The organism is Devosia sp., from assembly GCF_028290435.1.
Classification (GTDB): Bacteria; Pseudomonadota; Alphaproteobacteria; order Rhizobiales; family Devosiaceae; genus Devosia.
Map to the genome: position 1 here is coordinate 1 of NZ_JAQGJV010000098.1, position 4,536 is coordinate 4,536.

Annotated in this window: 5 protein-coding genes and 1 pseudogene; 1 reads left to right on the forward strand and 5 read right to left on the reverse strand. The window is 61.5% G+C overall.

Annotation, left to right across the window (positions count from 1 at the left end; all coding sequences use genetic code 11):
• Window positions 1-1,203: a multidrug effflux MFS transporter gene (locus tag JWP26_RS22155; protein ID WP_299733233.1), complete on the reverse strand. Its 1,203-nt coding sequence runs from the start codon at window positions 1,201-1,203 to the stop codon at window positions 1-3.
• Window positions 1,204-1,404: 201 nt separating this feature from the next.
• Between JWP26_RS22155 and JWP26_RS22160 the strand changes: the two genes are divergently transcribed.
• A complete protein-coding gene (locus JWP26_RS22160; protein WP_299733236.1) occupies window positions 1,405-2,061 on the forward strand; it encodes a TetR/AcrR family transcriptional regulator in 657 nt (218 codons plus the stop codon).
• Between the two features lie 178 nt (window positions 2,062-2,239).
• Here JWP26_RS22160 and JWP26_RS22165 read toward each other — a convergent pair whose 3' ends face one another.
• The 4 genes and pseudogenes from JWP26_RS22165 to JWP26_RS22180 form a co-directional block, all read right to left on the reverse strand.
• Window positions 2,240-2,971 (reverse strand): pyridoxine 5'-phosphate synthase, encoded by a 732-nt coding sequence (locus tag JWP26_RS22165; protein WP_299733239.1) that lies wholly within the window; start codon window positions 2,969-2,971, stop codon window positions 2,240-2,242.
• On the reverse strand, window positions 2,968-3,645 hold the full coding sequence (locus JWP26_RS22170) for a hypothetical protein (RefSeq protein WP_299733242.1): 678 nt from the start codon (window positions 3,643-3,645) through the stop codon (window positions 2,968-2,970). The genes JWP26_RS22165 and JWP26_RS22170 overlap by 4 nt, the downstream gene beginning before the upstream one ends.
• Window positions 3,646-3,702: 57 nt before the next feature.
• Window positions 3,703-4,257, reverse strand: a pseudogene (ilvN, locus tag JWP26_RS22175) (acetolactate synthase small subunit).
• Between the two features lie 21 nt (window positions 4,258-4,278).
• Window positions 4,279-4,536, reverse strand: a 258-nt coding sequence (locus JWP26_RS22180; protein WP_299733245.1) for a thiamine pyrophosphate-dependent enzyme, incomplete at its 5' end; no start/stop codon positions are given.

A 4,536-nucleotide genomic window follows, 5' to 3' on the forward strand; every position in this document is an offset into this window, starting at 1 on the left:
CTATTCCGCGGCGACCGGCTGCCCGACCGTGCTCTTGATCGTCAGCCGCGTCAGCGCGAAGGCGATGATGGCGCAGATGGCGATGCCGATAACCATCGGCTTGGCGGTGCCATCGAAGAAGGCGCCGACCACGCCCATCACGATTGCGGCAGTGACCATTTGCAGCGTCCCCATCAGGGCCGAAGCGGTGCCCGCAATGGTGCCGTGATTCTCCAGTGCCAAGACGGCAGTGGTGGGCACGACCAGGCCAAGGAAGCCGTAGCCGATGAACAGCAGCACCGCCAACACGGCAAGCTGGTCAATGCCGGCCAGGAACAGCGCCGCCAGCGCTACCATCACCACGATGAAACCGCTGACCGAGGTGCGCACCACCGTGTTGAGACCGAAGCGGCGCGTCAACACGCCCGTCAGTTGCGACACGCCGATAAACGACACCGCATTGATCGAGAACATGACGCTGTAGAGCGTCGGCGTCAGATGGTAGTGGTCGATCAGGATGAACGACGAATTGGCGAGATACGCCATGAAGCTCGACATGCCGAACGCGCCGATCAGCGATAGGCCGATGAAGTTGCGATCCTTCAGCAGCAGCCCATAGCCACGCATGGCGCTACCGACGCTTGATTCGAGCCGATCCGAAGCCGGACGGGTTTCCTTGAGGAAGAACGCGATCAGCAGCAGGCCAAGCACGCCGATGATGGCAATCGCCCAGAAAATCGTGCGCCAATCACCGAACTGCACCATCAGGCTACCAGCCAGCGGCGCCAGGATCGGCGACACCGAAAACACCAGCATCAGCAGGCTCTGCAACTGCGCCGCATCCGCGCCCGTGTAGCCGTCCCGCACCATGGCGCGGGGCAGTGCCATCGCCGCACAAGCGCCGACGCCCTGCACGAACCGCGCGGCAATCAGCCACTCGATCGATGGCGCCAGCGCACAACCGATAGCGCCAAGGCTGAACAGCGCTATGCCGAAATACAGCGGCGGCTTGCGCCCGATCATGTCGCTGATCGGGCCATAGAACAATTGGCAGACAGCAATAGCGGCCATGAAGGCCATCAGGCTCATCTGCACTTCGGCGGTGCTGGCCGACAGGCTAACACCAATGGCCGGCAGCGCCGGCAGATACATATCGATAGCGAACGGCCCGATGGCCGAGAGCAGGCCGAGCACAAGTGCCGCCCGCAACATTGGGGTATTCATTGCAAAAACCTCCGCGTGCTCCCGGCGCATTGCTGCGGAGGCCACGACGATATCGGTTGAAAAGGGCTCACGGCTGGCGAGGGAGGTCGCAACCCCGTGATAACCTTATATTGGACACAAGTGTAAAGTCCGTCAAGCACTACCGTCCAAAATTTTGGACAATGTTGTAAAATCTAAAAGCCGGTGCTATGTTTTGAGGCAATGAGCCAGATCGAAGCCACCATCCCTGCCCCACAACCCCGCCCGCTGTCCAAGCGGCAGGCGATCCTCGATGCCGCCAAGCGCGCCTTCGTGCGCGACGGCGTGGGTAGCGTCAGCATCGACAGCATTGCCATCGAGGCCGGCGTGTCGCGGCAAACCGTCTATAATCTCATCGGCGACCGCGACCAGCTCTTCGTGGCCGTGGTCGAAGACGTCACCGCCCGCTCCAGCGCCTCGCTGATGGCCGTTATAGCCGGCTTCCCCGATCAGCCAGATGACATTCAGGCGGCACTGACTGATTTTGCCGTGAATATGTTGGGCCGCTGCTTCTGCGACATGGATGGCCGCGCGCTATCGACGCTGATCAAGCGCGAAGCCTATCGCCATCCAAAACTGTTCGAGACCTGGAAGGAATACGGACCGGGTAAGGATTTCCCGTTGATTTCCGCCTGCTTCGCCAAACTCGCCCGCGACGGTTATCTGGACCTGACCGACGTCAGCCAGGCCACGCGGCACTTCATGGCGCTGATCTCCTCGGACCTGCCCTATGAAGACGGCCCGTGCAGCCGCCCCACCGAAGACCAACTCCGCCAAACCGCCTCCACCGGCGTCGCCACCTTCCTTCGCGCCTTTGGGGCGCGGCAGAGCCGGGCCTAGCTCTACTTCACCTCTCCTTCCGGAGGAGAGGTGCGCTAGGACCAATCGAGATTCAGCTCAGGCCGAGCCGAAAATGGCGGTTGTCGAGACCCGGACCGGAGCGTACCCAAGTACGTGAGGACCGGAAGCGTAGAAAACTGCCATTTGCAGGCCGGCCTCAGCTGAATATCGGTTGGTCCTATCCCAACACCAGCCGATACTGCCGCACCGCCTCCGCAAACCCCATCAGCAGCGCATCGGCCGTAATCCCATGCCCGATCGACACCTCCGCGATATCCGGCATCACCCGCATAAACACCGGCAAATTCTCCAGCGTCAGGTCATGCCCTGCATTGACCACCAGCCCCACCGCATGCGCCGCCCCCGCCGTCACCGCCAATAGCCGCAAATGCTCGTCACCCTCGGGCGTGCTGTAGCTCCCCCCATAGGGACCGGTATAAAGCTCCACCCGATCGGCGCCCATTGCCCGGGCCAGTGCCGGCGCTTCCGGGTCCTCGTCGATGAACAGAGAAATGCGGATACCCGCCGCCTTCATCCGCGCCATGGCCGGTTCGAGGATCGCCCGGTCCCCGGCAATATCCCAGCCATGATCCGACGTGTTTTGCGTCGGATCGTCCGGCACAAACGTCACCTGATCCGGCGCCACCTGCTCCACCAGCGTCAGGAATTCGGGGCTCGGATACCCCTCGATATTGTATTCCGCCCGCGGATAATCGGCGCGTAGCAGCGCCTCCAGTTCATACACGTCGGTACGCCTTATATGCCGCTCGTCCGGCCGCGGATGAATGGTAATGCCACTCGCCCCCGCATCAAGCACCACCCGCGCAATGCCGGTGACGCTGGGCCACGGCAGATCGCGCCGATTTCGCAACTGCGCCACCGCATTGAGATTGACTGAAAGATGGGTCATTTAGGCTCCGCTGGAGGAAGGCCGGCATTGCTGCGGATCAGGGCTGGATCGATGATCGGCGTCACATCGTAATTGCGCGCGATGATCTCGTAGAAACTGAGGCCGCCATTAAGCTGGTGCATGATGTAATTGATCTGATCGGCCGGCGCCGCATCACAAATCTGCTTGTCGATCTGCGTCAGGTTCGAGCGGAAATCCACGTAAAAGGAGAAAAACCGCACAAACAGCGCCAGGTTTGCGTCGCCGAAATCCACCATCTGGCTCAGCACCGCATTATATACCGGCGTGTCCGGCGTCAGGATGCTTTCCATCGTATGCACGTAGTTGAGACACTTGTTGGGCAGGTCATTGCCCTGCATGTCGATATTGCCGCCGATCAACCGTCCGGTCTGCAGCGGATTGGCCATCCGCTCGGTTTCCAGCGCCAGCCCCATGCCGATGGCCCGCGAGGCAGTGAGTGAGCGTGTCCGCTCGGCATTGTCCTGGATCGCGGTCCCCAGCACCAATACGCCCGCCGCGCTCAGAAATCCGGCGACGGTGCCGATCGTGCTCTGCCATTCATGGACCGTGTCCAGCCAGTTGGCCCAGCCCTTGGCCCTGACGTCCAGCATGACGATGGCGCCAAGGCCGAACAACGTCACGGCCAGCAGGCCTATCGCGCTCCAAATCAACATGCCTTGCCCCAATGCCCTGCCCCGATCCTAACGGCGGCAGGGCATCGGGAGCAACGCCTACATACCTTCGGGACCGCGCGAAATCGCCGCCAGCCCGGTGCGCACCACTTCAACGAGGCCAAGTGGCGCCATCAGGGCGATGAAGCTGTCGATCTTGCTCGATTTTCCTGTCAGTTCGAACACGAAGCTCGTCACCGAGGCATCCACGATCTGCGCGCGAAACGCATCGGCTAGCCGCAGCTTCTCCGCCCGGTGCTCGCCCTAACCCGCCACCTTGATCAACGCCAGTTCACGTTCCAGCGATGCACCCTCGGCGGTCAGGTCATGCACCTTGTGCACCGGGATCAGCCGCTCGAGCTGCAGCTAGAACAGGGTCAGCGTCATCGGCGACGCGATCACGACGACGGTGATGCGACTAAGTCGCCGCCCGTGTTCCGTCTCGCTGACGGTCAGACTTTCGATATTATAGCCACGCGCCGAAAACAGGCCGACGACCCGCGCGAGAATACCCGGCTCGTTGTCGACCAGCACCGATAGCGTGTGCCGTTCCTGGTCCTGGGTTTCCTTGGTCAGAAAGTATGCCGATCCGGTCGGCTGCAGATGTGCGTTCATGATTATGTCCTCCGCAGCGCTCTAGACGAGCTGCCGTCCCTTCTCGTCGATGATGTCGCCGATGTTTGCGGTATCGGGCAGGATGATTTCGTTATGCGGCTTGCCCGACGGGATCATCGGCAGGCAGTTTTCGTCCTTTTCGACCATGCAGTCGAACAACACCGGGCCGTCGTAATCGAGCATCTCGGCAATCGCGGCGTCGAGCTCGGCCGGATTGCTGCAACGGATGCCCTTGCCGCCATAAGCTTCGGCCAGCTTGACGAAATCGGGCAGCGATTC

What these genes read in the sequence shown, in the direction of transcription:
- JWP26_RS22155 (WP_299733233.1), bottom strand. Translation starts at nt 1,203, where the DNA reads ATGAATACCCCAATGTTGCGGGCGGCACTTGTGCTCGGCCTGCTCTCG.
- JWP26_RS22160 (WP_299733236.1), top strand. Translation starts at nt 1,405, where the DNA reads ATGAGCCAGATCGAAGCCACCATCCCTGCCCCACAACCCCGCCCGCTG.
- JWP26_RS22165 (WP_299733239.1), bottom strand. Translation starts at nt 2,971, where the DNA reads ATGACCCATCTTTCAGTCAATCTCAATGCGGTGGCGCAGTTGCGAAAT.
- JWP26_RS22170 (WP_299733242.1), bottom strand. Translation starts at nt 3,645, where the DNA reads ATGTTGATTTGGAGCGCGATAGGCCTGCTGGCCGTGACGTTGTTCGGC.